General features: G+C 69.9%; 27 protein-coding genes and 1 pseudogene. 18 read left to right on the top strand and 10 right to left on the bottom strand.

The window, feature by feature from the left end; genetic code table 11:
• Positions 1 to 42 precede the first annotated feature (42 nt).
• The 3 genes from LRD69_RS15370 to LRD69_RS15380 are packed head-to-tail and all read left to right on the top strand — an operon-like array spanning position 43 to position 2302.
• A complete protein-coding gene (locus LRD69_RS15370; RefSeq protein WP_277327126.1) occupies positions 43 to 858 on the top strand; it encodes a YceI family protein in 816 nt (271 codons plus the stop codon).
• Between the two features lie 9 nt (positions 859 to 867).
• Positions 868 to 1338 (top strand): PPOX class F420-dependent oxidoreductase, encoded by a 471-nt coding sequence (locus LRD69_RS15375; RefSeq protein ID WP_277327127.1) that lies wholly within the window; start codon positions 868 to 870, stop codon positions 1336 to 1338.
• A 13-nt stretch (positions 1339 to 1351) separates the two neighbouring features.
• Complete coding sequence (locus LRD69_RS15380) at positions 1352 to 2302, top strand: NAD(P)-dependent oxidoreductase (protein WP_277327128.1); 951 nt, start codon at positions 1352 to 1354, stop codon at positions 2300 to 2302.
• A 102-nt stretch (positions 2303 to 2404) separates the two neighbouring features.
• On the opposite strand, the pseudogene LRD69_RS15385 reads toward LRD69_RS15380, so the two are convergent.
• Both LRD69_RS15385 and LRD69_RS15390 read right to left on the bottom strand, forming a co-directional pair.
• Positions 2405 to 3166, bottom strand: a pseudogene (locus LRD69_RS15385) (TetR/AcrR family transcriptional regulator C-terminal domain-containing protein); the annotation flags it as partial.
• A gap of 24 nt (positions 3167 to 3190) precedes the next feature.
• Complete coding sequence (locus tag LRD69_RS15390; protein ID WP_277327129.1) at positions 3191 to 4714, bottom strand: MFS transporter; 1524 nt, start codon at positions 4712 to 4714, stop codon at positions 3191 to 3193.
• A 146-nt stretch (positions 4715 to 4860) separates the two neighbouring features.
• Between LRD69_RS15390 and LRD69_RS15395 the strand changes: the two genes are divergently transcribed.
• Positions 4861 to 5700, top strand: a complete 840-nt coding sequence (locus LRD69_RS15395; RefSeq protein ID WP_277327130.1) for an endonuclease/exonuclease/phosphatase family protein — start codon at positions 4861 to 4863, stop codon at positions 5698 to 5700.
• Between the two features lie 13 nt (positions 5701 to 5713).
• On the opposite strand, the gene LRD69_RS15400 is transcribed toward LRD69_RS15395, so the two are convergent.
• The 6 genes from LRD69_RS15400 to LRD69_RS15425 all read right to left on the bottom strand — a co-directional run bounded on the left by LRD69_RS15400 (position 5714) and on the right by LRD69_RS15425 (position 13471).
• On the bottom strand, positions 5714 to 7861 hold the full coding sequence (locus tag LRD69_RS15400) for a glycosyltransferase family 39 protein (protein ID WP_277327131.1): 2148 nt from the start codon (positions 7859 to 7861) through the stop codon (positions 5714 to 5716).
• Positions 7858 to 9159, bottom strand: coding sequence for a bifunctional glycosyltransferase family 2/GtrA family protein (locus LRD69_RS15405; RefSeq protein WP_277327132.1), 1302 nt, complete (start codon positions 9157 to 9159; stop codon positions 7858 to 7860). Before LRD69_RS15405 ends, LRD69_RS15400 begins: the two co-directional genes overlap by 4 nt.
• A 26-nt stretch (positions 9160 to 9185) precedes the next feature.
• Positions 9186 to 10811, bottom strand: a complete 1626-nt coding sequence (locus LRD69_RS15410; protein ID WP_277327133.1) for a HAMP domain-containing sensor histidine kinase — start codon at positions 10809 to 10811, stop codon at positions 9186 to 9188.
• 28 nt (positions 10812 to 10839) lie between these two features.
• Positions 10840 to 11577 carry a response regulator transcription factor gene (locus LRD69_RS15415; protein WP_277327134.1) on the bottom strand — a complete coding sequence of 246 codons (738 nt, stop codon included), beginning with the start codon at positions 11575 to 11577 and terminating at the stop codon, positions 10840 to 10842.
• 78 nt (positions 11578 to 11655) lie between these two features.
• Positions 11656 to 12534, bottom strand: a complete 879-nt coding sequence (locus tag LRD69_RS15420) for an amidohydrolase family protein (protein ID WP_277327135.1) — start codon at positions 12532 to 12534, stop codon at positions 11656 to 11658.
• Between the two features lie 40 nt (positions 12535 to 12574).
• Positions 12575 to 13471: a DUF2797 domain-containing protein gene (locus LRD69_RS15425; RefSeq protein ID WP_277327136.1), complete on the bottom strand. Its 897-nt coding sequence runs from the start codon at positions 13469 to 13471 to the stop codon at positions 12575 to 12577.
• Between the two features lie 510 nt (positions 13472 to 13981).
• Here LRD69_RS15425 and LRD69_RS15430 point away from each other — a divergent pair.
• The 3 genes from LRD69_RS15430 (at position 13982) to LRD69_RS15440 (ending at position 16229) form a co-directional block, all read left to right on the top strand.
• Entirely contained in the window at positions 13982 to 14482 is a 501-nt protein-coding gene (locus LRD69_RS15430) for a hypothetical protein (RefSeq protein WP_277327137.1), read from the top strand.
• Between the two features lie 599 nt (positions 14483 to 15081).
• The gene (locus LRD69_RS15435; RefSeq protein WP_277329748.1) at positions 15082 to 15549 is read left to right on the top strand and encodes an NUDIX domain-containing protein; all 468 of its coding nucleotides are present in this window, start codon (positions 15082 to 15084) and stop codon (positions 15547 to 15549) included.
• Positions 15550 to 15857: 308 nt separating this feature from the next.
• Positions 15858 to 16229: a hypothetical protein gene (locus tag LRD69_RS15440; protein WP_277327138.1), complete on the top strand. Its 372-nt coding sequence runs from the start codon at positions 15858 to 15860 to the stop codon at positions 16227 to 16229.
• Between the two features lie 126 nt (positions 16230 to 16355).
• On the opposite strand, the gene LRD69_RS15445 is transcribed toward LRD69_RS15440, so the two are convergent.
• Together LRD69_RS15445 and LRD69_RS15450 are read right to left on the bottom strand one after the other, a co-directional pair.
• Complete coding sequence (locus LRD69_RS15445; protein ID WP_277327139.1) at positions 16356 to 16865, bottom strand: GNAT family N-acetyltransferase; 510 nt, start codon at positions 16863 to 16865, stop codon at positions 16356 to 16358.
• A gap of 26 nt (positions 16866 to 16891) precedes the next feature.
• Positions 16892 to 17665 carry a GntR family transcriptional regulator gene (locus LRD69_RS15450; RefSeq protein WP_277327140.1) on the bottom strand — a complete coding sequence of 258 codons (774 nt, stop codon included), beginning with the start codon at positions 17663 to 17665 and terminating at the stop codon, positions 16892 to 16894.
• 141 nt (positions 17666 to 17806) lie between these two features.
• On the opposite strand from LRD69_RS15450, the gene LRD69_RS15455 reads away from it, so the two are divergent.
• The 11 genes from LRD69_RS15455 to LRD69_RS15505 all read left to right on the top strand — a co-directional run bounded on the left by LRD69_RS15455 (position 17807) and on the right by LRD69_RS15505 (position 24320).
• Positions 17807 to 18136 carry a hypothetical protein gene (locus tag LRD69_RS15455; RefSeq protein WP_277327141.1) on the top strand — a complete coding sequence of 110 codons (330 nt, stop codon included), beginning with the start codon at positions 17807 to 17809 and terminating at the stop codon, positions 18134 to 18136.
• Between the two features lies 1 nt (position 18137).
• Complete coding sequence (locus tag LRD69_RS15460) at positions 18138 to 19496, top strand: FtsK/SpoIIIE domain-containing protein (protein WP_277327142.1); 1359 nt, start codon at positions 18138 to 18140, stop codon at positions 19494 to 19496.
• An 82-nt stretch (positions 19497 to 19578) separates the two neighbouring features.
• Positions 19579 to 19764: a hypothetical protein gene (locus LRD69_RS15465; protein WP_277327143.1), complete on the top strand. Its 186-nt coding sequence runs from the start codon at positions 19579 to 19581 to the stop codon at positions 19762 to 19764.
• 80 nt (positions 19765 to 19844) lie between these two features.
• Positions 19845 to 20483 carry a DUF2637 domain-containing protein gene (locus tag LRD69_RS15470; RefSeq protein ID WP_277327144.1) on the top strand — a complete coding sequence of 213 codons (639 nt, stop codon included), beginning with the start codon at positions 19845 to 19847 and terminating at the stop codon, positions 20481 to 20483.
• 20 nt (positions 20484 to 20503) lie between these two features.
• A complete protein-coding gene (locus LRD69_RS15475; protein ID WP_277327145.1) occupies positions 20504 to 20692 on the top strand; it encodes a mobile element transfer protein in 189 nt (62 codons plus the stop codon).
• 14 nt (positions 20693 to 20706) lie between these two features.
• On the top strand, positions 20707 to 21042 hold the full coding sequence (locus LRD69_RS15480; RefSeq protein ID WP_277327146.1) for a SpdD protein: 336 nt from the start codon (positions 20707 to 20709) through the stop codon (positions 21040 to 21042).
• Positions 21043 to 21135: 93 nt separating this feature from the next.
• Positions 21136 to 21318 (top strand): hypothetical protein, encoded by a 183-nt coding sequence (locus LRD69_RS15485; RefSeq protein ID WP_277327147.1) that lies wholly within the window; start codon positions 21136 to 21138, stop codon positions 21316 to 21318.
• Between the two features lie 5 nt (positions 21319 to 21323).
• A complete protein-coding gene (locus tag LRD69_RS15490) occupies positions 21324 to 21494 on the top strand; it encodes a hypothetical protein (protein ID WP_277327148.1) in 171 nt (56 codons plus the stop codon).
• Entirely contained in the window at positions 21491 to 22894 is a 1404-nt protein-coding gene (gene repSA, locus LRD69_RS15495; RefSeq protein ID WP_277327149.1) for a replication initiator protein RepSA, read from the top strand. The genes LRD69_RS15490 and repSA overlap by 4 nt, the downstream gene beginning before the upstream one ends.
• Entirely contained in the window at positions 22891 to 23097 is a 207-nt protein-coding gene (locus LRD69_RS15500; protein WP_277327150.1) for an excisionase family DNA-binding protein, read from the top strand. Before repSA ends, LRD69_RS15500 begins: the two co-directional genes overlap by 4 nt.
• On the top strand, positions 23085 to 24320 hold the full coding sequence (locus LRD69_RS15505; RefSeq protein WP_277327151.1) for a site-specific integrase: 1236 nt from the start codon (positions 23085 to 23087) through the stop codon (positions 24318 to 24320). Before LRD69_RS15500 ends, LRD69_RS15505 begins: the two co-directional genes overlap by 13 nt.
• Positions 24321 to 24395 lie beyond the last annotated feature (75 nt).

The raw sequence follows: 24395 nt of genomic DNA on the forward strand, positions 1-24395 counted from the left end.
GGGGCCCGACTCATTGAGTCATGGAGCAAGGAGAGAAACGGGATGGGACTTCGCGCACAGGTACGGACGCGGGACGGCTGGGCCGTCCAGCACGCGGTCGTGACGCTGACCGACATGACCGGCAACCAGGTGCTGCGAGCCGCCGCCGACGAGGACGGGGCGGTCCGGACCGACGCTCAGCTGCCCGCCGGCGCGTACACGGTGATCGTGACGGCCGTCGGGTACGCCCCCGCCGCCTCGACCGCCCTCGTCACGGCGAGCGGCCGGGTCGAGGCGGGCACGGTGGTGCTGGCCCGCCAGGGCGGCGTGGAGCTGCCGCCGCCGGGGGCCTGGTCGCTGGACCCGGCGCACTGCACGGTGGGCGCGGTCGCGCAGCACCTGGGGATCTCCAGCGTGCACGGCCGGTTCACCGAGTTCAGCGGCCGGATCGAGATCGCCGAGGAGCTCCACCGGTCCCGGGTCGACGCCGTCATCAGCGCGGCCAGCATCGACACCGGCAACGGCATGCGGGACAAGCACCTGCGGTCTCCGGACTTCCTCGACGCGGACCGGTTCCCGGAGATCACGTACCGCTCCGACGGGCTGGATCCGGCCGGTCCCGACCGCTGGACCGTGCACGGCGAGCTGACCATGCGCGGTGTCGCGCGCAGGGTCGACCTGAATCTGAGCTATCTCGGCACCGGTCCCGACCCGTGGGGCGGGACGCGCGCGGCGTTCAGCGCCACGGCCGAACTGCGCCGTGACGACTTCGCCATGAACTACAACCAGGTGGTCCAGGCCGGCATCTCGGCGATCGGTACGACGCTCCGGGTCGAACTGGACATCCAGGCCGTGCAGGGTGAGTCACTGCCGTCGTAGTCTGCGGACATGGCACCCAACATCGCGACCAACACCACCGTGGACCTCGATGAGTTGCTGGCGTTCGTGCGGCCCCGGCACCGGGCGATCCTGCTGACGACCCGGTCCGACGGCCGCCCCCAGGCCTCCCCGCTCACCTGCGGCGTCGACGACTCGGGCCGGATCGTCGTCTCGACGTACCCCGAACGGGCCAAGACCCGCAACGCGAAGCGGGACGCGCGCGTGAGCGTGCTCGTCCTGTCGGACGACTGGAACGGGGCGTGGGTGCAGATCGACGGCTCGGCCGAGGTGATCGACGCGCCCGAGTCCGTGGAACCGCTCGTCGAGTACTTCCGGAACATCTCGGGGGAGCACCCGGACTGGGACGAGTACCGGGCGGCGATGGTGAAGCAGGGCAAGTCCATCATCCGGATCACTCCGGAGCGGTGGGGGCCGATCGCCACGGGCGGCTTCCCCGCCCACCTGGCACCCGGCAGCTGACGGCTGTTCCAGGATGCGGGAGAACGCTCCGGCGCCGGGTCTGCTCGCGCGGGCCCGGCTGCTGGCCGCGCCGGCCGTCGGCGCCTTTGTCGTCCGCGGTCTGGAGGAGATCACCGGCCGCCCGGTCGAACAGGGTTTCCCCGGCACACCGCCGGAGGAGCCCTTCATCTGTGTCGGGGCCACCCTGCCGCAGACGCTGCGGGGCGGGCCGCTGGTCTGGTTCCACAGCGTGAACGCCGGTACGGACGCCCTGCTGAGCGCGGGGCCGTGGCCGCCCGGGGTGCTGCTCACCCGGACGGTCGGCCGCATGGGTGAACGGATCGCCCAGTACGTGCTGGCCTGGGTGCTCGCCGACTGCCAGTCCGTCCCCGAGTTCGCCGCCCAGCACGCACGGGCCGAATGGCGCCGCATCCCCTCCGAACTCGTCGCGGGACAGACGGCCGTGATCTACGGGACGGGTCGCATCGGCTCGGCCGTCGCCGGCCTGCTGCGGGCGTGCGGCATCCGGACCGTGGGGGTGGGGCGCGGATCACGTGCGGCGCCTGCCGGCTTCGACCGGGTCGTCGGGGCCGACGACGACGCCGGACCGCTCGCGTCCGCGCGCTGGGTGGTCTCCACACTGCCGCTGACCCCCGCCACGGCCGGATTCTTCGGAGCGGACCGGTTCGCGGGCATGGGTGGTGCCACGTTCATCAATGTCGGCAGGGGCGCCACGGTGGACATGCGGGCGCTGGAGGCCGGGCTGCGCTCCGGTGCGGTGGGCGGGGCCGTGCTGGACGTGCTGCCCGAGGAACCCGCCGCGCCCGGCGACCGCAACTGGCAGCTGCCCCGCACGGTGATCACCTCGCACTCCGCGGGCATCACGGCGGACGAGGACATCCTCACGGACTTCGCCGCGTGCTGGGAGGCGCTGGCGGCGGGACGGTTGCCGGGGACGGCCGTGGACGTGGGGCGCGGGTACTGACGGGTGCGGGACGCGCTCGACAGGACCCAGGGGCCCTCGTCGGGACCACGTCGGCCCGGCTGGGCCCCCGCTCCCTGAGCCGGCCCGATCCGGACGAAGGCCTCAGCGGTCCCGCATCGCCTCGATGCCCGCGATCAGCAGGTCCAGGGCGAAGTCGAAGTCCCGCTCGCGCATCTCCTCGACCGTGTCGCCGCCGCGGGCGTCCATCAGGTCCTGCGACGACTCGACCATCCGGCTGAACTGCGGCTGGGACCGGATCGTGCCCATGGCCTGCTGGAAGAACTCGTCCTGGCTGAGTCCCGCCTCCGCGGAACGCTGTACGAAATGGCCCTCGATGGTGCCGAATCCGTACACGAACTGGAAGACCGCGGAGAGTGCTCCCGTCTGCCGGCGCAACGGCAGCCCCGTCGCCCGGATCACGTCCTGGACGGCGTACGAGAACAGCATCGAGTGCGGGCCGATATTGAGGAAGTGACCCGCGAGCGGCGACACCCAGACGTGCCGGACCAGCAGTTCCCGGTAGGTGGTGGCCAGTTCGCGCAGCCGGTCGTGCCAGTGCGCGTCCTCCTCCCGGGGAGGCGTGATCTCGCGGTAGACCGAGTCGAGGGCCAGCTCCAGCAGGTCGTCCTTGGTGTCGACGTACCAGTAGAGGGACATCGCGGTGACGTCCAGCTCGGCGGCGAGCCTGCGCATGGAGAACTTCGCGAGCCCCTCGGCGTCCAGCAGCCGCACCGTTGCCGCGGTGATCTTCTCCCGGTCGAGGCCGGCCGGCTGGTCGGCCCTGCGCGTGCGCGAGGGCGGCCGCTGCTCGAGCCAGACGCTGGTCCGGGCAGGGCTCTTCACACGGTCGGCCGCGGACGCCATGACGCGCTCTCCTCGTCTTCCGGACTATGCCGCTTTCGCGGCCGGGTCTGCCAGTGCCGATTCTGCCCGCTCCGCACGCCGCAGGAGCACGGCGGCGAGCAGGCCGCCGGCCAGCACCGCCACGGCTCCGACCAGCTGACTGGTCTGCAGACCGGCCGAGAACGCGTCCGTGATGCGCTGCCGCTCCCCGTCTCCGCCGGCCGCGGCGAGTGCGGCGGGCAGCGAGGCGGCCCCGACCGCTGCCGGTACGAGCGCGGCGAACCGCGAGTTGAGGACCGCACCGAGCACCGCGACCCCGAGCCCGTTGCCGCATTCGGCGAGCGTGCCGTTGACCCCGGCGCCCACGCCCGCCTTCTCCGGCGGAATGGCGCTCATGATGGCGTTGGCCATGGCGGGCATGGCCAGGGCGATGCCCGCACCCATCACGACCAGACCCAGCAGCATCCCGCCGTACCCGCCCCCGCCGAACAGTGCGATCGCGGCCAGCCCGGCGGCCAGCAGGCCCATCCCGGAGGCGATCGTGACGGGCGTGCCCAGCGTGGGCACCAGCCTGGCGCCCACGCCCGTGAGGTTGAGCGCGACGACGCTCAGCGCCAGCGGAGCCGTACGCAGGCCCGCCTCCAGCGGCCCGTAGCCGAGGACGAACTGGAGCTGCTGGGTGAGCAGGAAGAGCGAGCCGCCCATCCCGAAGGCCACCAGGATCGCGCCCGCGACCGCCCCGATGAACTTCTGGTTCCGGAAGAAGTGCATGTCCAGCATCGGGTACGGGATGTGCAGCTCCCAGAGCGCGAAGCCGGCCAGCACGGCGACGCCGGTGAAAGCGGTGAGCAGGACCCGGCCCGAGGTCCAGCCGTACCCCGGTCCGGAGATGATCGCGTAGACGACGGCGGCCATGCCGACGGTGGAGAGCAGCGCGCCGAGCAGATCGGGGCGGTCGCCACGCGGGTTCTTGGACTCCGGTACGAGCCGGACCACGGCGATCAGGCCGACGACCGCGACCGGGATGTTGACCAGGAAGATCGCGCCCCACCAGAAGTGGGCGAGCATGACCCCGCCGATCAGCGGCCCGACGGCGAATCCGAGCGAGTTGACGGTGGACCAGATGCCGATCGCCTTCACGCGCTCGGTGTCGTCGAAGGTCTGGACGACGACGGCCAGGGTCGTGGTGATCAGCAGCGCACCGCCGACACCCATGCCGGCCCGGGCGGCGATCAGCTGCCCGGACGACTGGGCGAGCCCCGCCACCAGCGAACCGACACCGAACAGCACGAGCCCCGCGAGCAGCATCTTCCTGCGCCCGTAGCGGTCGGCGGAGCTGCCCGCGGTGAGCAGCAGACCCGACTGGACGAGCGAGTACGCGTTGATCATCCACTGCACATCGGCGGTGGACGCGTCGAGTTCCCGGGTGAGGGACGGGATCGCGACGTTGAGGACCGTGTTGTCGAGCAGCACGGTGAGCTGGGCGAGGCAGATGACGCCGAGGATCAGCCAGCGCTGCGGGTGGGCGGGGGGCGTGAGCCGGTTCCCGGCGGCTGTGGTCGCCGTCATGCGGGCTCCTTGGGCCTGTGGAGGTCTTCTACGGTGTACGAGCCATGCGTTGTACACCGTAAGACATCCCTCTTACGGTGTACAAGCGACTTTCCCGCGGTACGGTGCTCGGCGCTGATCCAAAGGCCTTGGGACCGGGGAGTGATATGTCACTGCGTCGTCGTACGGTGGAAGTCCTGTTCGCCGCAGGCCTGTTGGGGGTCGCCGCCGTCCCGCCCGCCGGAGCCGCCGGGCAGGGCCGTTCGGTGCCGCTGCGCGTCGCCACGTACAACATCCATGCGGGCGCCGGCATGGACAACGTCTTCGATCTGGACCGGCAGACAGCCCAGCTCCGTGCGCTGGACGCCGATGTGATCGGGCTTCAGGAGGTCGACGTCCACTGGGACACCCGCAGCCAGTGGCGTGATGTCGCGGCCGAGCTGGCCGAACGGCTGGACATGCAGGTGTCGTTCGCCCCGATATACAGCCTCGATCCCACGACGCCGGGGGCGCCGCGACGCGAGTACGGCGTCGCGGTGCTGTCCAGGTACCGGATCGTGAGCGCCGAGAACCACGAGATCACCCGGCTCTCCACTCAGGTCCCCGATCCCGTGCCGGCCCCGGCGCCCGGCTTCGGCGAGGTGGTCGTACGGGTGAAGGGGGTGCCCGTGCATGTGTATGTGACGCACCTCGACTACCGCCCCGACCCGTCCGTACGGATGGCGCAGGTCGCCGACACCCGGCGGATCATGGCGGAGGACCGGGGGCGGAAGGTGCTGCTCGGCGACTTCAACGCGGAACCGGGCGCCCCGGAACTGGCCCCCCTCTGGAACGAGCTGGCCGATGCCGACCCGGGCGCGCCGACCTTCCCCGCACTGGACCCGGTGAAACGGATCGACTTCGTGGCGGTGTCGAAGGACGGCGTGCGGGTACGCGACGCGGCGGGGGCCGAGACGCTCGCCTCGGACCACCGCCCGGTTGTCGCCGATCTGCTGCTCCGGCGCTGACGGCCGGTCCGGATCAGCTCGTGGGTCGGGTCAGGTCGTAGAAGGTCGCACTTCCCACGGTGACCTTCTCGAAGGTGTCCTCGACCCACGAGCTGATCTCGGACGAGGTGCCGCTGTTTCCGCCACCGCCGCCCATCCCGCCCGTGCCGCTCGAAATGAAGTAGTGGATCTTCCCGTCCTCGACGTACTCCTTGAACCGGGCGAGCGTCGGGGACGGGTCACTGCCGTTGAAGCCGCCGATGGCCATCACCGGGTCGCCGGTGGCGAGCTGGTAACTGGCGGCGTTCTGCGAGCCGATGGCGGCGGCTGCCCAGGTGTACGCGCCGGCGTTCTGCTCCAGGAGTTTCCTGGCCTGGGAGCTGACGGAGGAGCCGTTGAGCAGGCCGCCCATCCCGCCGCCTCCGCCCATGCCGCCTTCGGCCATGCCACCGGGGCTGCCGCCCGGCATGGCGTTCTGCTGTCGGCCGTTCTGCTGATTGCCCTGACCCTGTGGGCCGCCGCCCGGGAAGCCGCCCTGGCCGCCGGCAGGCGGCCGGCCCATGCCGCCGCCCTGCTGATTGGCTTGTCCGTTCCGGCTGTTCTGGCCCGGAGGCTGCATTCCGCCACCACCGGGACCGCCCCGGCCGCCACCGCCCATCGTGGAGGCGCCCGCCGGGCCGGCCGTGACGATCGAGCCCTGGTGCCCGGTGTCCAGCGTGCTGACGGTGTACGCCGTCGGCCCGGCCAGTGACGCGACGAACCCGATGCCCGCCGCGGCCAGCGCCACTCGGCGTCCGGCCCGGCCCGCGAGCAGCGGGCCCACCGCGGCCACGAGACCGCCGATCAGGACGGCCTGGCGCAGCCATGGCAGGTAGTCCGGGGTCCGCCCCAGCAGGACGTACGACCAGACTGCCGTCACGGCGACCGTCGCACCGAGCAGTCCGCTCGCCGCCCACGTGGCCCGCTCCTCCCACAGGACCGTGACGCCCATGCCGACGAGCGCCGCGATGTAGGGGGCCAGGGCGACCGTGTAGTACTGGTGGAAGATGCCGGCCATGAAGCTGAAGACGACCGCGGTCATCAGCAGCGAGCCGCCCCAGGCGAGGAAGGCCGCACGGGCGGTGTCCGTCCGCTTCGCCTTCCAGGTGAGCCAGAGGCCCGCGGCCAGCAGGATCAGGGCGGCGGGCAGCAGCCACGAGATCTGGCTGCCGATCTCCGAGTTGAACATCCGGCCGATGCCGGTCTCGCCCCACTGCCCACCGGCCTGGCCGCCGCCTCCCCCTCCCACGCTGCCGGTCTCGTCGCCGTTGATCCGGCCGAGCCCGTTGTAGCCGAAGGTCAGTTCCAGGAAGGAGTTGTTCTGCGAACCGCCGATGTACGGACGGGAGGAGGCGGGCCAGAGTTCGACGATCGCCACCCACCAGCCGCCCGCGACGACCATCGCGAGCGCCGCCAGCCCGAGTTGACCGAACCGCTTCCGTACCGACGTCGGCGCGCACACGGCGTACAGCACGGCCAGCGGCGGCAGGATCAGGAACGCCTGCAGCGTCTTCGACAGGAAAGCGAGCCCGACCGCGACCCCGGCCCACACCAGCCACTTCGTCCGGCCGTTCTCCAGCGCGCGCAGCACGCAGTGGACGGTCACGGTCATCAGCAGCGCGAGCAGCGCGTCCGGGTTGTTGAAGCGGAACATCAGCGCGGCGACGGGCGTGAGTGCGAACACCGTCATCGCGATCAGTCCGGCGGTCGCGCTGAACCGGCGGCGTACCGCCGCGTACAGGACCCCGGCCGTCGCCACCCCCATCAGCACCTGCGGGGCGAGGATCGCCCACGAGCTGAGGCCGAAGATCCGCACCGACAGGGCCATCGGCCAGAGCGTGGCCGGGGGTTTGTCGACGGTGATGGCGTTCGCCGCGTCCAGCGAACCGAAGAAGAACGCCTTCCAGCTCTGACTGCCGGCCTGCACGGCCGCGGAGTAGAAGGAGTTGGCGTAACCGGAGGCGCTGAGATTCCACAGATACGCCAGCGCAATGGCCAGCAGCAGGGCGAGGAAGGCGGGTCGTGCCCAGCGCGGGTCCTCGGGCCTGCCGCGCCGTACGCGTCGCAGGAACGGCTCGTCCGCTGCCGGTGCGGCCGTGGCCGGCGGCGCCGGAAACCGGTCGGTGGGATGCAGGGTGGTCATCGGACGTTCCCCAGTTCGTGGTGAGTGTCGTCGGCGCGGCCGGCCGCGGGGGCCCGGTCCGGGAAGACCCAGGCGCGGAAGAGCAGGAAGCGCAGCACCGTCGCCGCGAGGTTGGCCGCGATCAGCACGGCGAGTTCCGTACCGTGCGAGGGAGATCCGGACGCCGCGCCCAGCGCCGCGAGCGAACCGCTGGTCAGCGCCAGACCGACGGCGAAGACGACGAGACCCTGCGCCTGATGGCGTACCGCGCCGTTCCGGCCGCGTACGCCGAAGGTGAGCCTCCGGTTGGCCGCCGTATTGGCGACGGCCGAGACCAGCAGCGCACCGCCGTTGGCGATCTGCGGGCCGGCGCCCAGCCGGAAGAGCGAGTACAGGGCGAGATAGAAGAGCGTGGAGAGCGCGCCCACGACACAGAACCCGACCAGCTGCCGGGCCAGGCCGCCCGGCACACCGCTCAGCCCGCGGTCGCGCGGATCGTCCCCGAAGGGCCGGGCGAGACGGTCCAGCGGCAGCGCCCCGACGGCCAGCGCCCGCCCCACCCGCCACACGCCTTTCAGGTCCTCGGTGGCCGTCCGCACGATGTGGACCGTGGAGTCGGGGTCGTCGACCCAGTCGACCGGCACCTCGTGGATGCGCAGCCCGGCCCGCTCGGCGAGGACCAGCATCTCGGTGTCGAAGAACCATCCGGTGTCCTCGACCATCGGCAGCAGCCGCTGTGCGACGTCCCGCCGAATGGCCTTGAACCCGCACTGCGCGTCGCTGAACCGCGCGGCCAGCGACGAACGGAGGATGAGGTTGTAGGCCCGCGAGATGAACTCCCGCTTCGACCCCCGTACCACCCGCGAACTGCGGGCCAGCCGCGATCCGATGGCCAGGTCCGAATGCCCGGAGATCAGCGGGGCGACGAGCGGCAGCAGAGCGTTGAGGTCGGTGGAGAGATCGACGTCCATATAGGCGAGGACCGGGGCGTCCGACTCCGACCAGACATTACGCAGCGCCCGCCCGCGCCCCTTCTCCTCCAGCCGGTACGAACGGCATCGCGGGAGGATCGCCGCCAGCCGGGCCGCCACCTGGGGCGTGCGGTCGGTGCTCGCGTTGTCGGCGACGGTGATCCGGAAGGCGTACGGAAAGGTGCGCACCAGATGGTCGTGCAGGCGCAGCACACAGGTTTCGAGGTCCTTCTCCTCGTTGTAGACGGGTACCACCACATCGAGGACGGGGGCACCTGCCGCGTCGACCGCTCCGGCCAGGAGATGCTCCCGGGCCGGCAAGGTGCTCCAAGAAGAGTCGGTTCGCATGGGGTCGACAGTCGCCAACCCCGCTGTCACACCGGTGTGATGGGACTGTGGGAGGGCTGTGAGTCGGTACGGACCGGCAGAACAGCAGGCCGCGCGGCAGGCACGACCGCCACCGGCACCGCCGGCAGATGGACGGCGAAGACCGTGCACCCCGGCACCGACCGCACCTCCACCCGGCCGCCGTGCGCGGTGACGACGGCCTGCACGATGGCGAGACCGAGCCCGGTGGAACCGGCGCTGCGCGAGCGCGACGCGTCGCCGCGCGCGAACCGTTCGAAGACGTGCGGCAGCAGCTGCGCCGGGATTCCCGGCCCGTCGTCCTGCACCTCCAGCGTCACCCACGGATGCGCGGGTACGGTCCGCACGCGTGCGGTGACGGTGGTGCCGGGCGGGGTGTGCGTACGCGCATTGGCCAGCAGATTGACCAGCACCTGGTGGAGCCTGGTCGGATCGGCGTGCACGGTCGCGGGCTCGTCGGGCAGCTCCAGCCGCCAGTGGTGACCCCGTTGCCCGGCCGCCCGGGCATCGCTCACCGCATCGACGACGATCGGCGACAGATCGGTGCTCTCGTACGAGAGCGGGCGCCCGGCATCGAGGCGGGCGAGGAGCAGCAGGTCCTCCACCATGCCCGTCATCCGCTCCGCCTCGGACTCGATCCGCCCCAGCGCGTGCCGGGTGTCGGGACCCGTCTCCTCGCGTCCGCGCCGGGTCAGTTCGGCGTAACCGCGGATCGAGGCCAGCGGCGTCCGCAGCTCATGGCTGGCGTCCGCGACGAACTGCCGTACCCGTATCTCGCTCTCCTGGCGCACCGCCAGCGCCGAACCGACATGCCCCAGCATCCGGTTGAGCGCCGCGCCCACCTGCCCGACCTCGGTCCGCGGATCCGCCTCGGCGTCCGGGACCCGTTCCAGGGGCGCCACCTCACCGCTGTGCAGCCGGAGCTCGGAGACCCGGGTGGCGGTCGCGGCGACCCGGCGCAGCGGCCGCAGCGCGACCCCGACCATGGCTGCCCCGGCGATTCCGGCGGCGATCAGCCCGGCCGCGGTGACGCAGACCTCGACGAGGATCAGGGTGGTGAGGGCGCGGCGCACCTCGGCGGCGGGAATGCCGACGAGGACGGTCGTCCCGTCCACCCCCTCGACGGCCTTCACGCGGTACGAGCCGAGTCCGGGCAGATCGACGCTCCGCACCCCGTCCCCGATCTCGACGTGCGCCGCCTCCAGCGCCTTCTCCTCCGCGCCCTTCAGCGGCCTCTCACCGGCCGCGGCGGTCTGCTCGAGGGCGGCGGAATTCTCCTGGACCACGCTCGACACGGTGATCGCACCGTCCACGGACACCGCACCGAGCGTGCCGAAGGGCTGCCCGCGGGCGTCGATGAAGGCCAGCGGATCGCCGTTCGGACCGCCACCGGGCATCGGCAGCTCCCCCGCGCCTCCACCCGCACCGTCAGCGCCGCCCGGCGGCTTCGAGGCGCGCATGGCGATGGAGCCCAGCTGGTCGTCGAGCTTGCCGTACATGTAGCTGTGGAAGGCGATGGTGGTCACCGAACCGATCACCGAGGCCACCACGGCGATCAGCGTCACCGCGGACACCACCAGCCGGGTCCGCAGCGTCCACGGCCCCCGTCCCCACCGCGCTCCGCGCCGTCGCACCCCACGGCTCACCGGGCTGTTCACCGCGCTATTCACCGGGCTTGATGAGATACCCGGCCCCGCGCCGGGTGTGGATCATCGGCGTCCGTCCGGCGTCGATCTTCTTGCGCAGATACGAGATGTACAGCTCGACGACGTTCGCCTGTCCGCCGAAGTCGTAGTTCCACACGCGGTCCAGGATCTGCGCCTTGCTCAGCACCCGGCGCGGATTGCGCATCAGGAAACGCAGCAGCTCGAACTCGGTCGCGGTGAGGTGGATGGAGGTCGTCCCCCGGCTCACCTCATGACTGTCCTCGTCGAGCACCAGGTCCCCGACGACGAGCGTCGACTCGCTCCGTACCGCCGCCGTCCCGGACCGCCGGATCAGCCCGCGCAGCCGCGCCACGACCTCTTCCAGGCTGAACGGCTTGGTCACATAGTCGTCGCCGCCCGCCGTGAGCCCGGCGATCCGGTCCTCCACCGAGTCGCGCGCGGTCAGGAACAGCACGGGAACCTCGGAGAGTTCCCGTCGCAGCTTGCCGAGCACCGAGAGCCCGTCGGTGTCGGGCAGCATCACGTCGAGGATCACCGCGTCGGGCCGGAATTCGCGCGCCATCCGGACGGCGCCCGCCCCGTCCCCGGCGCTGCGCACCTCCCAGCCCTCGTAGCGCAGGGCCATGGAGAGCAGCTCGGCGAGCGGTGCCTCGTCGTCCACGACCAGCACGCGGACGGGATTGCGGTCCGGCCTCAGCAGTTCGGTACGCCCCTGGGGCGTGGTCGTCGTCATGCCTCAACCCTGTGGGACGCCTCTGAGAGGTCCCTTTCCCGATTCTGTGAATTCCCTGAGAAACCGGGAGGCGCCGGCTCAGGGCCCGTCGAACAGCGCGTGCGCGTTCCCGTGGCAGACCGCCCGCAACCACGCGTCCCCCAACTCCAGCCGCTCCAGCGCGTGCAGCTGATGCGCGTACGGATACGGGATGTTCGGGAAGTCCGTCCCCAGCAGGATCCGGTCCCCGAGGTCGGCGAGCCGCCCCCGCTCCGCCACCGGGAACGGCGAGAGGTCCTCCGAGAAGTCCGTGAACGCCATCGTCGTGTCGAGCCGCACCTCGGGGTACTGCTGCGCCAGCGCCAGGAACTCCGCGTACTCGGGCATCCCCATGTGCGCCACCACCAGCCGCAGCCGCGGATGGCGGGCGAGCAGCCGGCCGATCGGCTCGGGCCCGGTGTACTTGCCGGGTGCGGGACCGGAACCGCAGTGCATCACGACCGGCACCGCCGCCTCCGCCAACAGCCCCCAGACCGGTTCGAGCAGCGGATCGTTCGCGTCGTAGGCCCCGACCTGGAGGTGCGACTTGAAGACCCGCGCCCCCGCCTCGAGCGCCTCGCGGACGTAACGCTCCACGCCCTCCTCGGGGAAGAGCGTCGCGGTGTGCAGGCAGTCGGGCACCCGCTGCGCGAAGTCGGCCGCCCAGCCGTTGAGCCAGGCCGCCATGCCCGCCTTGTGCGGGTAGAGCATCGAGGTGAACCGCCGCACGCCGAAGGACCGGAGCAGCGCGAGCCGTTCGTCCTCGTCGTGCCGGTAGGCGATCGGCCACTCCATGCCGGTCAGCGGGCCGGCCGAGTCGAAGTACGCCCACACCTTGCGGAGCACCTGCTCCGGCATGAAGTGCGTATGGACGTCGATCAGCCCCGGCAGCCCGAGCCGCTCCCAGAACCGCACCACGTCATCGCTGCCGTTGTCCACCACGCACTCCTCGTCCGCCCCGGGCCGACCACCGACGATCTCAGAACAGCCCGTCCTGCACGCCGCCGCCCCCGATGTCGGCCGTCGGCACGGTCACCCCCGACCGCGCATCGGCCCCGGCCAGCTCCCAGCCGGTGATCAGCCGGGTGTCCAGCACGACCACCCGGTCCGCACCCGCGAGATGCAGATCGGGCCCGGCGGCCGCGACCAGCCGCCCCGCGACCACCCCGTCGGCCACCAGCTCGGTCACCGCCCGCGCCACCTCGACCGCCCCGTCGAGCCCGAACAGCCCCGTGTGGTCGACGGGCTCGAACGGCAGCCGCTCCAGAGACCGCGGCCACCCGCCGCCCTCGCCCTCCAGCGCCGCCGCCCGCCCGTACAGCCCCTCGACCTCCGCCACCCGCTCGGTGGCCCCGGGCAGCGCGGCGCGCACCGCACGCTTGCGTGCGTAAGGGATCCGGTCCGGCACCCCCAGCGCCGAACGCAGCAGCTCCTCGGTCCGCCGCGCCGCCATCAACGGCCCGCGCCCCAGCCAGCTGAAGACCACGGCGCCCTGCTCCCGCAGCCGCGCCGCACCCCGCTCCTCGGCGGTGATCCCGACCTTCACCATCCCGGGCCCGAACCAGGCGAGATAGACGCGGTACGTCCGCGGGTCGTCGGCGATCGTGTCGGCGGCCACCGAGTGCGCCCGGTCCAGCCGCGCGCACTCCGGGCACCGCGCCCCGGTACTCCGCCCGGACACCACGGCCCCCAGCGGACACACGTTCCCCCGCGCACCCACGCAGTGCCGCTCGCCCCCTGCGCGGAAACCGAGTTCCGCCCCGTACGCGAGCACGCTCGTCCGCACCGAACCGGCGCCGCCCGCCCGCCCGTCCTTGCGCCAGCCCAGGACCGGCCCCTCCTGGGGCCATCGCAGCCCGGTGCAGTGCCAACCCATACGTGTGAGCGTAACGAGGCCCGTACCGCAGCCGTACGGATCTTTCCGATCCAGGGAGAACACCCGGAACACCCGGCGCAACCGGAACCGGGAAACGCGAAAGGCCCCCGGGTCTCCGGGGGCCTTTCGGCTGGTGCACTCGGCAGGATTCGAACCTGCAACCTTCTGATCCGTAGTTCTATGTAGATCGGTCGGTGAGGGTCGGACCAGTCGCGCTACGGCCTTACGGGGTCATCGCCGGCCGGGGCCAGTTGGTGTGGTTGCTGTACTTCGCTGCTGTACCGCCACAGGCCTTGTCGGCCGACCACGGCTTGGTAGGCGCTGGCGAAGTTGTGGCATTCCACGGCGCGGTCACCCTCTCAGCGATCCGGCTGTGGCTGCGAGGGTGACCCGTCGGACAGTACGTAGTAGGTTTCCTGCCCCGCCCGATTCCCGGGGGCTGGGCAGGACTGTCCGAGTGGACACGACGAAAGAACCGGCTCGGTGGCGAGGATCAGAAGAATCCCCAAGGTGGTGTGGGCCATCGCAGGACAGGCAGGGCTGGTGGCACTGCAGGTGGTGTTGCTCCAGGAGCAGGCGGCCGTGACTGGCTCGTGGCTGACGTGCCTGATCCCGCTGGCTCCCACGTTGTTCGCCCAGTACATGATTTGGCGGCTGTTCCTGAACCCATACGTATCGTTCGGGCAGGATCGCTTCCGCGTGAACAATCTGTTCACGCACTACCTCGTCCCCTACCACTCGATCACGGCGCTGGAGGGGCGGACTGCCCTCACTCTTGTCGTGTCGGGATACGGTCGCCTTCCGGTGGCTGCACTCGACGCCGCTCCTCTGACGGGCAAGGCCAAGCGGGACGCCGTCGCGCAGGAGCTGCTGCGTCGCCGCGACGCCGCCGTGCCAAGGGCTGGACATGGCTTCGAGAAGCGCAGCACGATCGGGCTCCCGGAGTGGCTCGGACCTGTCACTTCCCTCGCGCTCTTGCTTGTGGGCAGCTTCGCGTCGAGCTTCGGATAACGCGGTCCGCTTCTAGGCGCTACAGGCGCTCTAGGAGCACGGCCTGGCGCCATGGCTGATGCCCCCAGTACCCGCTACTCGCCCCAGCTCCCATCCCGTCCGCCGTCGACCCACACACCGTGGAGCGGGCGTGGTTCATGGCGTCCAGGTGGAGCGCGCCACTGTACGAACGACCTGGACGCCATGGGCCGCGTCTGCTCGGCTCTGCCTGGGTCGATGGTGGACGGGATGGGAGCCCACAACGCTCACCACGATCCGGCCGGCACCCGCGAACGGCGCCCCGTCCATCCCGGAGTCTGAGCGCCCCCGCCGGAGGCATGTTCTTGACCCGCGGATGAGTTCTCGCTTTAGCCCGCAGCATGTAGCGCGCCGCCTGGCGCGGCCAGCCGGGGCGAAGACAGAGGCAGGCCGCGCCGCTGAGGCGGCGCGCCCGCGCCGTGCGCGGGTCTTGATGAGGTAGAGAAACCTGTAACAACTGCCGTCCCTCGTAAGGTGCCCGGCCCTGGTAGATGCTTGGCACTTCGATCCCAGCTGATGGTTGACGATGGCCGATGCGCGGATCTTGGATGTTGGGATAGGGCCTGGTGGAGGTGCGGGGGATGAGTTTTCGGCTGGCGGCGTACGCCGTGTGCATTGAGGACGGGCGTGTGCTGCTCGCCTGTCATGTGCCACCGAAGGGCGAGAGCAACTGGACTCTTCCGGGTGGTCGGGTCGAGCACGGGGAGGATCCGTTCGATGCGGTGATCCGTGAGGTCGCCGAGGAGACCGGCTGCGACGCGGTGGTCGAACGCCTGCTGGGCGTGGACTCGAGGGTGATCCCCATGGCCATCGCGCGTGCGGGAGTCGAGCACCAGAACGTCGGCATCTTCTACCGGGTCCGCATCACTGGCGGCCAACTGCGGCCTGAGCCGAACGGCGAAATCGCCGAGTCGGTCTGGACTTCGATCCCCGATGTTGCTTGCCTGCGCCGGTCATCGCTGGTCGACGTCGGCCTCGCCCTGGCGCAGTCCGTTCCAGCGACCGGTCACGTCGCGTCCGTTCCGGTCGGTGGCCTGATCCAGCACTGAGGCGCCACCCACATCTGCCTTCCCTCTCCACCGTTCTCTGGCTCACATGATCGGTAGGACAGGCTAGAGGTTGCCCCGTAACCCCGCGTCGGTTAGGAGGCAGAGGAGCAGCGCACAGGGGAGGCTTCGGCCACTCACCGCCGATCTCGTGACTGCACTGGTCGCGGACCTCTACGATCACGCAAGCCGCGGCAGTCAAAGCCGGCGTACTGGCGCACGAACTTGAGGTCTAGGGGGTTGGGCCGGTGGCCCAGAGGAGAATGATCATTCGCGTCCGTCAACTCATTTCGAAAAGTACGGTGGCGCTTATGGTGACCATGGCCGTAGCCGGTTGCGGAAATAACCTCGACGACGTGAGTGGGGTGACGAAGAGTGAACTTTCAGGTGTCTGGCAGGGCGAGAATGGCTCTTCTCTTACCCTGAAAGAGAACATGACATTCACAGCGAAGCGCCTGAACACCTCCTATACGGAGGGTTCCGGCGTCAAGGTCATCGCAGAGGAGGTGGTAGAAGGGGCGGGAGAATGGTTTTCAGGGGACTACAGCTCTGCGACAACGGTGGACCTGCACTTCACCCGCGGAGGTGGGGCGACCTTGACAGCGGCATCACTCAATGGCGATACGGTGCTCTGGGCGTGGGTCGGCGACGGAGATGCGGCAATTCTCAGAAAGAAGGACTGACACACTGAGGCCTCTCATCCCTGGTGCGTAGTTATGGTTTGGCACTCTTGATTTATTGAAGGTCCGCGGATCCCTACCCATATGTTGCGGTAGTCGGTCGAGGCAGATTGAAGTCGACTTAGCCTGTCAGGCGGGGGCGACGAAGCAAACGGCGTCGATCTGCCCACCCCCGAAGGTATGTACGGCCTCGCCGATTCTCTGCCATCCCAAACGTTCGTAGAGGCGGATGGCCGCAACATCCTTCTTCATGACGTCCAGTACGAGGCGGATACGGTTTTCGCGCGTGTACTCCATGGCGGCCCTCATGAGGCCTTCGCCGACGGACGCCTTGCGGGCCTCGCGCGCTACGAACAGTCGCGCCAACACTGCGATGGCAGAGGAGTCATCTCCACTTCTCTCTTGCCACATGTGTGCGGCTTCGTCTCCTGGCTGAGGGCGGTTGACCACCACGTGCCCGACTACACGGCCGTCCAACTCGGCGACCCATGCGGCCAACAGGCCTGCCGGAGTGAGCCACTTTTCCGGCTCTGCCACCCCTTCAACGGGATATCCGTCGGACTCGTGCACGGCGCTGAGTACTTTCGCCGCTTCGAAAATGTCGCCCTGACTACGCCGGCGAACGAAAGCGCTCGACATGAAGCAACCTTCCTGTGGCTGGGAAACTATTCGACCGGCAGTTCATAAAGAAGGCCGGTTTGGTCGGCCCGATGCACGTACCGTGAGACCTCGAACGGTTTCAGGTTCTGATCGAGGCTCGTGTGGAGTACTTCAAGGATGGGTACGCCGGGAACGAGGTGAAGAATGCCGGCTTCCTCAGGTGTAGGCATTCGGGCGCTAATCTCGTCTCGGACCCGAGTCATTGTGTGGCCCAACTCTTCGAGGCGCCCATAGATTCCGTCCTTGCCGGTCTTGGCCTGCATGAGCAGGGTGTCTCTGGCTTCATCCCACCGGAGGTAGGTGGAGACGATCTGGACGGGCTCGTCGTCCGCGAAGTAGTGGTTTTCACGGTGCACGACGCTCTGCTCGTCCGCCGGCACGCCGAGACGCTCCGCTACGTCCAGGGGTGGAACCTCGCGCTCGATGTAGAGCACCTCGATCCTTGGCTCTTTGCCCTGCCGTTTGGCCTCCAGTCGGAATGGTGTCAGCCCGGTTTCCCGGTTCTTGATCGAGTACCGATCGCTCCCGAACCTGAACAGCCTCTGCGGCTCTCGTACGAACACCCCTCGCCCGTGCTTGGCGGTCACAAGCCCCTGCTCCGCGAGTAGGCGCACAGCCTCGCGCGCTGTGTTGCGGGCGGCTCCGTACTGCTCGGCCAGGGCACGCTCCGAAGGCAACTTCTCTCCAGTTGCGATCTCGCCGGCGTGGATCTGTCGGCGCAGCTCTTCCGCGATGCGTCTGCTTGCTGGCTGCTGAGTAGGAGGCTCGGACGAGGTCATGGCGTCAGCGTAGCAACTGGCTCAAGCCAGAAGCTTGACGCGCGAACTGACGCATGCTCAACTGGCTTAAGCCAGTAAGTGGCTCAAGCCAGTTGGGGTTGGCGGTCCTCATGCTGCCCCAGCGCGATGAGGGAGACGCAAATGCCGTCGTTCAAGATCGATGTTTCGACCGCTGTCGTGTTCGTCGCGACGCCCCCGACCCCGAAGCTCGTGAGCAAGCAGACCGGTGAGATCGCGATCGACCGAGAGACCGGTGCCCCGCTCGCGACGGTGGGCCTGCTGATCTCGGACGAGGGTGAGGGGAACCTGTACCAGGTGACCGTGCCCAACACCGGGATCCCCGAGGGCCTGGCCCCGGGTACGCCGGTCTCGGTGATCGGGCTCAAGGCCCGTGACTGGGAGAACACGTTCAACGGCCAGACCCGACACGGGATCTCGTTCCGCGCGGTCGCGATCACGCCGGGGGCCTGACGTGTCGGACCTCGCCACGGTGATCGAAGCAACCGGGGCCTTAGCCGCCGCCGGCGGCCTCGGCTATGCGAAGGTACGCGCTCCTCGCGTGTTCTGGTCGCTGGCCGGCCTGCCGGTCGCCCGGGTCCGCTTCTCGGTCACCTACCGGTCCACGATGGACGTGTGCGGGCTGACGGTTCAGCCGTCCCGCCTGCGGGCGTTCATGGTCCGCAACGTGGCCCGTCGCCAGGACGTGCAGCCGGTCCCGCCGAAGGTCCGCCGGGTCCGCGGCTCCTCCACCGGGATGCGGGTCACGCTCCGGCTTCCCGCCGGCCTGGAACCTGCCGACGTGGCCGCCGCCTCGGAACGACTGCGGCACGCCTGGGGAGTTCACTCCGTGCACGTCATGGAGATCAAGCCCGGTGTCGTCGAGCTGCGGATGACTGGCTACGACGTTCTGCGGCGGGTGAAGATGCCGCGCCGGCTGCCGCGCAAGCTGATGTCCGGCCCGATGGTGGTGCCGGTGGCCCTGCGGGACGACGGAACCGCGTTCGTCCGCGACTACCAGAAGATCCCGCACGCCCTGACGCTCGGGGCGAATCAGTCGGGCAAGTCGATGTATCAGCGCAACCTCATCGCCGGCCTTGCGAAACTCCCGGTCGGCCTGGTCGGCATCGACTGCAAGCGCGGCGTGGAACAGCGCGGTTACGCGCCGCGGCTCTCCGCTCTCGCGGTCACCCCGGATGAGGCATCCCGTCTGCTGGAAGCGCTGGTCGGTGAGATGGAAGCCCGCTTCGACCTCCTGAGCGAACACGGCGCCACGGACCTGTGGAGCCTGCCCGCGAAGGTTCGTCCGGTGCCGCTCGTGGTCCTGGTGGACGAGGTGGCAGAACTCTTCCTCACCGCCGCGAAGAAGGACGAGGAACGCCGCGACCGCATGGTGACGCACATGATCCGCCTGGCCCAGATGGCCCGCGCGATCGGCATCTACCTGGAAGTCTGCGGACAGCGCTTCGGCTCCGACCTCGGCAAGGGCGCCACCATGCTCCGCGCTCAACTCACCGGCCGTGTCGTGCACCGCGTCAACGACAAGCAGACCGCAGACATGGGCCTGGGCGACATCGCCCCCGAAGCGGTCTTCGCCGCCACCACCATAGCTCCGGACCGCCCCGGTGTGGCCGTGGCCGGCGACTCCTCGGGCGGCTGGTCCCGCATCCGCACCCCGGAAATGACCCCCGCCCAGGCCGTGGGCGTCTGCCGCGAGTACGCGCACCTGACCCCACACATCGCGGCCCTGGCACCGTTCCGGCCGCTCGTTCCCGCCGACCCTGCCCCGGCCGCAACTGGGCCGCTGGTCAAGCCGGTTCCGGTCACCGAGTAACACCCCGCCCCACGGTCGGCGTGACCGCCTCGCGCCAGGTCCCTACCCCGCCCATGCCCGGAACCGGAAAGGACGCACCGCCATGGCCACCAAGAGGACCACCCCGAAGAAGGCTTCGGCACCGGATGAGCCGATGAAGTGCCCGCCCTGCGGGGGCACCGGCACCGTTGCCGCCACGGTCCGTGTCGGGCGCAAGCGTCGCCCGGTCGGACAGCAGGACGGCCTCTGCCTGAACTGCTTCGGCACCGGCACCAATCCCGAGCCCTGACCCCCTCGCCCCGGCGCCGGGCGGTCGACCAAAGCATCCCGCCCGGCACCGGCCCACCCCGTGAAAGGGAGGTGATCCCGATGTCCCGCACCATCCGCCTGGACGCCGTTCTGATCCAGGCCGTCATCGCCGGTGCGCTGTCCTTCTCCCACCTGCACGACCTGGCAGAAGCGGCCGGACAGGACGGCTGGAAGGCATGGGCCTACCCGATCAGCGTGGATCTGCTGCTCGTCGCCGCCTGGCGCCGCATGCGCACCCACGCGGACAACCGCGCCGCCTGGAGCTGGTTCGTGATCGCCCTGGCCGCATCGTTGGGCGCGAACATCGCCACCGCCGGACTCCTCGACCTGGGCGACGTACCGGCCTGGCTGCGGATCCTCGTCGCTGGCTGGCCCGCCCTCGCCTTCCTCGGCGGAACCCTCCTCGCCCACGCCCCCGCTGCGCCGGCCGAACCCGAACCGGTCCCGGCTCCTGTGCCGCTGGCTGATCCGACACCCGAACCGGTCCCGGACGTCACGGTGGAGCGCGCCCCCGAGCCCGCCCCGGAACTACCGCCCGTCCCGGCCGTGGCTGTTCCTCCGGCCCTGCTCGATCACGCCCGCAAGGTCGCCGACACCCACCACGCCACGACCGGCGCCCGGATCGACCCGGCCACCCTGCGTGCCCGCCTCGGCGTCCCCGGGCCGCTCGCCGACGCCATCGCCGCTCAACTCGCCTGAGCAGAAAGGAAGGTCACCGCATGCCGCGTCCGAACCGCTTCACCGCCGTGATCCGCATCGGTCCCGTGCAGGTCGGCACGCACTACGACGGCCGGGGTCGCACCAAGCACACCGCCGCCTGCACTGCCCCGGGCTGCAACTTCTCCACGGACTACCTCAACCGGTCCGCCGCCGAACTCGCTGCCCGCACCCATCGCTGCAACCCCTGAGAGGAGAACCGTCCATGTTCACTCCCAAGTACCCGGCCCCGGACACCGCACCGACCCGCACTGCGCACCTGATCCCCATGCCGACCGGCGACGCTCACGCCCCGGCATGCGGCTGCCACCACAGCCCCGTCGCCCCCGCGGCCCCGGCGCCCGTCCCGGTCTCCCGGCCGGCTGTGCAGCTCACCCCGGGCTCCTTGATCGTCGCCGCCGCGGGCGGTACCGCCGTGGTCCTCGTCGTCGGCGCGGTCCTGGTCTCGATGCTCCTCGCGGTCGCCATCACCGGCGTCTCCGTCGCGATCTGCGCTGTCGTCCTGCGCTCGCTCCTCAACAGCCAGAACCAGCAGCGCTAACAGCCCCCGGGGCGGCCTCGGTCGCCAAACTTCCGCCGCCCCGGGCGCCTCAACACCTTCCAGATCAAGCAGACCCGAAAGGGAGAACCCATCATGCCCCAGCACACCCGGCCCGGGCCGATCTGCGCCCACTGCGACGGCTTCCCCCAGGTCGCCATCGCCACCGGTCAGACCACCCTCGACGGCCAGCGCCACACCATCACCGCCGACTGCCCGGCCTGCCGCGGCACCGGCCGCGCCATCCCCGCCCGCGCCTACGCCCGCGCCGAGAGGTGACCGCCGTGGCCCTTCTGAACTGGAGCTCGCCCAAGCACTTCGACGCCACGGGCGACAAGCCCTGCGTGCTGTGCGACAAGCCCACCCCGCTCCGCTCCGACCGCGGCAAGCCCGTCCACAAGGTGTGCGCCGAAGAGTGGATCGACAACCACCCGCCCAAGGAGAACGACCAGTGACCGACCCCGCCACCGCGGCGGGCCTGGACCCGATCACCCTGGGCGACCTGCTCCGGGTGGCCGGGTCCACCGGCTTCGACCGCTGGGAAGAACAGATCCGCCGCACCGGAGGATGCGCACAACCCATCCACCTCACCGGCGCCACCAAGACCATCGACCGCGCAACCGGCACGGTCCTGCACTCCTACAGCACCGACACCGAACCGGGCGGGCGGTTACGGATCGCCTGCGGCAACCGGCGGGCCTCCCGGTGCCCCGCCTGCGCCTGGACCTACGCCGGCGACACCTACCACCTCATCCGCGCCGGACTCACCGGCGACCCCGACAAGGGCACCCCGCACACCATCCGCGACCACCCCCGCGTCTTCGCGACCCTCACCGCCCCATCATTCGGCCCCGTGCATAACCGTCCCGGGAACCGGCCCTGCCGCTGCGGCGCCCACCACCCCGACAACGCGCCCGAACTCGGCACCGCCCTCGACCCCACCATGTACGACTACGCGGGTGCGGTGCTGTGGAACAACCACGCATCCGACCTGTGGCGCTACTTCACGATCTACCTCCGCCGAGAGATCGCCCGCCGAGCCGGACTCACCCAGACAGCCGCCCGTGAGCAGTCCCGCCTGTCCTTCGGCAAGGTCGCCGAGTACCAAAAGCGCGGTGCGGTCCACTTCCACGCCGTGATCCGCTTCGACGGCCCCGACGGGCCCGACTCCCCACCCCCGGCTTGGGCCACCCTCGACCTGCTCACCGACGCCATCTGCGCGGCGGCCGCCCGGGTCGAAGTCACCGTGCCGGCCAACCCCGGTGCTGGCTTCGCCAATGAGTGGGTACTGCGCTGGGGCACACAGCTCGACGTCCAGCCCATCGGAGCGTTCGGGAACGGCGAAGACCTCACCGAGCAGGCAGTGGCCTCCTACGTCGCGAAGTACGCCACCAAAGCGGCCGAGACCACCGGCACCGTCGACCACCGCATCGGCAACAAAGAAGCCCTCGTCCTGCTCGGCGTCCCCGACCACCCCCGGCGCCTGATCGAAGCTTGCCTGGACCTCCACCACGCCTTCCCCGACCGCAAGCTCCGGGACTGGGCCCACATGCTCGGCTTCCGCGGCCACTTCTCCACCAAATCCCGCCGCTACTCCACCACCCTCGGCGCCCTCCGCCAGGTCCGTGCCGACTACCGCGCCCAACAGCAACGCGCCGCCCTCGGCGTGCCCGACCCCGACGACCACCCCGAAGCAACCACCCTCACCCTCGCCCACTGGGCCTACGCCGGCCACGGCCACACCCCCGGCGAATCCTGGCTCGCCGCCAACATCCACCGCGACATCCAGCACAACCGCGACACCGCCCGCGAACACCGCGCCGAACTCGAAGCCCAGGAAGGTGATTCCGCATGAGCACAGCAGTGATCGAGCGCAAGTGGCACACCACAAACGAAGTTGCAGCAATGCTCGGCTTCGGTCTGTCCAAGACCAAGATGCTGGTCCTGACCGGAGAGATCCGCTCGGTGAAGGTCGGTCGTAACCGCCGCATCCTCCCGGCCTGGGTGGACGAGTACGTCCAGCGCGTCACCTCTGACGTCGAAGGGTGGGCGGCATGAGCGGCAAGCGCGGCAACGGCGAAGGGTCCATCTACCCGTACAAGAACGGCTACGCAGCGTACGCGTGGGTGACCAAACCGGATGGGAAGCGCGCCCGAAAGTACGTCTACGGCAAGACGCGCGAAGAGGTTCACAGCAAGTGGATCAATCTGCACGCGGAAGCCAGGAACGGCCCTGTAGCCACCCGGCACCGCACCCTCGCAGCCTTCTTGGCGTACTGGCTCGACTCCATCGTGAAGCCCAACCTCGCCCCGCTGTCGTACGTCTCGTACGAGGGGTACGTCCGGCTCTACATCGGGCCGTACCTCGGTGCGAAGCGGCTGGACAAGCTCACCGTTCGCGACGTGCGTGAGTGGCTGACCAAGCTGGCGACCGTCTGCCAGTGCTGTGCCCAGGGCAAGGACGCCAAGAGGACTCCTGCTCGGCGGAAGTGCTGCGCGGTCGGGGAGTGCTGCGAGTCGTACCCGTCGCGTCGGGTGATCCAAGCTTCCCGCGATGCTCTGCGGGCCGCGCTGACGCATGCGGTTACCGAAGAAGAGATCGGCAAGAACGTGGCCTCGCTGGTGAAGGTACCCAAGCCGCGCCGCCGCCGGATCAAGCCGTGGTCCGTCGCCGAGGCCGGCCAGTTCCTCGCTGATGCGGTGGCTCGTGATGATCACCTCTTCGCAGCCTGGATGCTCGTGCTGACCCTCGGTTTGCGTCGGGGTGAGGTGCTGGGACTGACCTGGCAGTCCATCGACTTCGAGACCGGCGAACTGTACGTGGACCATCAGATCCAGCGCGCCGGGCGTCAGATCCTCCACCGTGAGACCAAGACCGAGGACTCAGACGACTTCCTGCCGCTCCCCGCACTCTGCCTCAAGGCGCTCCGGATGCGCCGCGCTCAGCAGCTCGGCGACCGGAAGGCCGCGGGAAAACTCTGGCAGGACGCTCACGGCCTGGTCTTCACGACGAAGCACGGTACGCCGATCGAGCCGGGGAACCTCACCCGGATGTTCGCGCTGCGGGCTCGCCGTGCCGGCCTTCGGGTCATCCCGCTCCGGAACACCCGGCACACATGCAGTTCGCTCCTGGTCGCCCTCAAGGTTCACCCGAAGATCGCTCAGCGGATCCTGCGGCACTCGCAGATCGCCATGACGATGGAGGTCTACGCCGAAGCGAGCGAAGAAGAAGTCCGCGACGCGATCAGCCGGCTGTCAGACGCGATGGGCGGTACCGGCTGACACGGTTGCTGTACTTCGTTGCTGTACGGGCAACGCAAGAGGCCCCCGGGATTTCTCCTGGGGGCCTCTGAGCTG

This window comes from Streptomyces sp. JH14, from assembly GCF_029428675.1.
Classification (GTDB): Bacteria; Actinomycetota; Actinomycetes; order Streptomycetales; family Streptomycetaceae; genus Streptomyces.

What these genes read in the sequence shown, in the direction of transcription:
- LRD69_RS15370 (WP_277327126.1), top strand. Translation starts at nt 43, where the DNA reads ATGGGACTTCGCGCACAGGTACGGACGCGGGACGGCTGGGCCGTCCAG.
- LRD69_RS15375 (WP_277327127.1), top strand. Translation starts at nt 868, where the DNA reads ATGGCACCCAACATCGCGACCAACACCACCGTGGACCTCGATGAGTTG.
- LRD69_RS15380 (WP_277327128.1), top strand. Translation starts at nt 1,352, where the DNA reads ATGCGGGAGAACGCTCCGGCGCCGGGTCTGCTCGCGCGGGCCCGGCTG.
- LRD69_RS15390 (WP_277327129.1), bottom strand. Translation starts at nt 4,714, where the DNA reads ATGACGGCGACCACAGCCGCCGGGAACCGGCTCACGCCCCCCGCCCAC.
- LRD69_RS15395 (WP_277327130.1), top strand. Translation starts at nt 4,861, where the DNA reads ATGTCACTGCGTCGTCGTACGGTGGAAGTCCTGTTCGCCGCAGGCCTG.
- LRD69_RS15400 (WP_277327131.1), bottom strand. Translation starts at nt 7,861, where the DNA reads ATGACCACCCTGCATCCCACCGACCGGTTTCCGGCGCCGCCGGCCACG.
- LRD69_RS15405 (WP_277327132.1), bottom strand. Translation starts at nt 9,159, where the DNA reads ATGCGAACCGACTCTTCTTGGAGCACCTTGCCGGCCCGGGAGCATCTC.
- LRD69_RS15415 (WP_277327134.1), bottom strand. Translation starts at nt 11,577, where the DNA reads ATGACGACGACCACGCCCCAGGGGCGTACCGAACTGCTGAGGCCGGAC.
- LRD69_RS15425 (WP_277327136.1), bottom strand. Translation starts at nt 13,471, where the DNA reads ATGGGTTGGCACTGCACCGGGCTGCGATGGCCCCAGGAGGGGCCGGTC.
- LRD69_RS15435 (WP_277329748.1), top strand. Translation starts at nt 15,082, where the DNA reads ATGAGTTTTCGGCTGGCGGCGTACGCCGTGTGCATTGAGGACGGGCGT.
- LRD69_RS15440 (WP_277327138.1), top strand. Translation starts at nt 15,858, where the DNA reads ATGGTGACCATGGCCGTAGCCGGTTGCGGAAATAACCTCGACGACGTG.
- LRD69_RS15445 (WP_277327139.1), bottom strand. Translation starts at nt 16,865, where the DNA reads ATGTCGAGCGCTTTCGTTCGCCGGCGTAGTCAGGGCGACATTTTCGAA.
- LRD69_RS15450 (WP_277327140.1), bottom strand. Translation starts at nt 17,665, where the DNA reads ATGACCTCGTCCGAGCCTCCTACTCAGCAGCCAGCAAGCAGACGCATC.
- LRD69_RS15455 (WP_277327141.1), top strand. Translation starts at nt 17,807, where the DNA reads ATGCCGTCGTTCAAGATCGATGTTTCGACCGCTGTCGTGTTCGTCGCG.
- LRD69_RS15465 (WP_277327143.1), top strand. Translation starts at nt 19,579, where the DNA reads ATGGCCACCAAGAGGACCACCCCGAAGAAGGCTTCGGCACCGGATGAG.
- LRD69_RS15470 (WP_277327144.1), top strand. Translation starts at nt 19,845, where the DNA reads ATGTCCCGCACCATCCGCCTGGACGCCGTTCTGATCCAGGCCGTCATC.
- LRD69_RS15475 (WP_277327145.1), top strand. Translation starts at nt 20,504, where the DNA reads ATGCCGCGTCCGAACCGCTTCACCGCCGTGATCCGCATCGGTCCCGTG.
- LRD69_RS15480 (WP_277327146.1), top strand. Translation starts at nt 20,707, where the DNA reads ATGTTCACTCCCAAGTACCCGGCCCCGGACACCGCACCGACCCGCACT.
- LRD69_RS15485 (WP_277327147.1), top strand. Translation starts at nt 21,136, where the DNA reads ATGCCCCAGCACACCCGGCCCGGGCCGATCTGCGCCCACTGCGACGGC.
- LRD69_RS15500 (WP_277327150.1), top strand. Translation starts at nt 22,891, where the DNA reads ATGAGCACAGCAGTGATCGAGCGCAAGTGGCACACCACAAACGAAGTT.